The following is a 687-nucleotide window of genomic DNA, read 5'->3' on the forward strand; positions in this document are numbered from 1 at the left end:
TCCGCGTGCATCGATGCGAATGGCACCAGTTGATGCTCTGAGCGCGGCATCGCGCAGCGAGACGTCCTTCATGGCGATCAGCACGTCTCGCGCCGCCTCTACCCTGCCTGAGGCGAGTTCGAGATTGCCATTTCCCTGGATCACGAAATCGCCCGCCGTGGCGTAGGCCGCGCCGGCATGGCGCACGCCCGCGCCCTGATCCGTGACGATCAATTCCACACGCCCACCGATCAGACTGCCCGCCGCGGTGATATCGAGCGCGATAGGCCGTGTGCCCGTGCTGCTGCCCGCGCTGTAAGAAATCCACGGCGTCAGGTTGTCATTGGGCGAGACGCTTGCATCGATCTCCGCACGACTGTCGCCGAGCACCGCGCGCACTCGCGAAGCGGGATCCTGAAAGGTGTTCTCGACCTTGCCGGCCACGCGCAACTGCTTGGCGATCAGTTCGAGGTTCAGTAGCGTGCCGGACAATCCGCCCGCACCGATGTCGATCGCGCCCTGGCTCGTGTTCAACACGAGGTTGCGGTGCAGCTGGCCATTGGCCGTGAAGTCGTTGAACGACACCTGCCCCGTGGTCAGCGCAAGATTCCCGACGTTGCGGACGACCATGCCGTCAACGCTGATGCCGTTCGGGTTGGCGATCACCACGTTCGCGCGCGGCCCCAGTACGCTGAGAGGACCTTCCAG

The 687-nt window shown here is 64.5% G+C and carries 1 protein-coding gene; it reads right to left on the bottom strand.

The window, feature by feature from the left end:
• On the bottom strand, positions 1–687 hold a 687-nt coding region (locus LDO41_RS34155), incomplete at both ends, for a two-partner secretion domain-containing protein (RefSeq protein ID WP_223995893.1).

This window comes from Cupriavidus pampae (assembly GCF_914271485.1).
GTDB classification, from domain to species: Bacteria; Pseudomonadota; Gammaproteobacteria; order Burkholderiales; family Burkholderiaceae; genus Cupriavidus; species Cupriavidus pampae.